This window comes from Streptomyces sp. NPDC059454 (assembly GCF_042749965.1).
Lineage (GTDB): Bacteria > Actinomycetota > Actinomycetes > Streptomycetales > Streptomycetaceae > Streptomyces.
The window spans coordinates 1-1352 of record NZ_JBHYVC010000137.1; the positions used below are offsets into that span (position 1 = coordinate 1).

General features: G+C 73.2%; 1 protein-coding gene. It reads right to left on the bottom strand.

The genetic code is table 11. The features are described from left to right. A partial coding sequence (locus ACFXAE_RS36140) for a beta-ketoacyl reductase (protein WP_384723963.1) occupies nt 1-1196 on the bottom strand: 1196 nt, incomplete at its 3' end. Nucleotides 1197-1352 lie beyond the last annotated feature (156 nt).

Consider the following 1352-nt stretch of genomic DNA (forward strand, 5'->3'; position numbering starts at 1 on the left):
GTCGGGGTGAGGGCGCGGAGGAGAGCGGGGACCTCGTCGGTACGGGTGCGCAGGGCGGCGGTGTCGACCCGCAGCGCAACGACCGTCGCCTCACCGCGGTCCAGGCCGGCCGCGAACAGCTCCAGCCCCGCCTCGTGGGAGAGCACCGGCAGACCCTGCGACGCCATCCGCCGACGGTCCACCTCGCTCAGGTACTGCCCCAGCCCCGCACCCACGTCCCAGAACCCGTACGCCATCGACGTCGCCGGCAGACCCTCCGCCCGCCGACGCGCCGCCAACGCGTCCAGGAACACATTCGCCGCCGCGTAATTGCCCTGCCCGGCCGTCAGCACCAGACCACCGGCCGACGAGAACAACACGAACGCCGCCAGATCGAGTTCACAGGTGGCCTCGTGCAGCCACCACGCCGCATCCGCCTTCGGGGCGAGAACAGCGTCCACCCGCTCCGGCGACAGCGCACCCACCAGCCCGTTGTCACCCACACCGGCGGCATGGACGACCGCCAGCAGACCACGCTCAGAGGCCAGGGAGCCGACGAGCCGGGTGACCGTGTCCCGGTCGGACACGTCACAGGCCAGGATCTCCACCCGCGCGCCGAGCGTGGTGAGTTCTTCGGCGAGTTCGGTGGCGCCGGGAGCGTCCGGGCCGCGCCGGGAGGTCAGGACCAGGTCCCGCACCCCGCGCTCGGCCACCAGATAACGGGCGACCACCGCACCCAGACCACCGGTACCACCCGTGACAAGAACCGCACCCGGGGCGTCCAGCGCGGGCACCTCCTGCGACGCGGGCGACGGCAGGCGGGTCAGGCGCGGCACCAGCACAGCGCCGTCCCGTACGGCCACCTCCGGCTCACCGGCGACCACGGCCGCCACGGCCACGTCCACATCGGCGTCCGTGCCGCCGTCGACGTCGGCCAGGGCGAAACGACCCGGATTCTCCGCCAGCGCCGCACGCACCAGACCCCACACCGGAGCCTGCACCACGTCACCGGCCGAACCGACCGCAACCGCACCCCGCGTCACCACCACCAGACGCGAACCGGCGAACCGCTCACCGGCCAGCCACTCCCGCACCACGCCCAGCACCCGGTGCACCACCGACCGCACACCCACCGGCACATCCACACCGGCGGCAGCATCAGCATCGGCACCGCAGTCCAGGACCACCGTCTCCGGCACGTCCTCGGCCTGCGCCACGTCTTCCCATGGCGTCCACGCCGCACCGGAAGCACCGGCAACCCCCGGTACCCATTCGATGCCGTACAGCGCACCCGCGTCACCGGACGCCGCACCCAACTGACCGGCCGACACCGGCCGGCCCGCCATGGACCCGACCGACATCACCGGCGCACC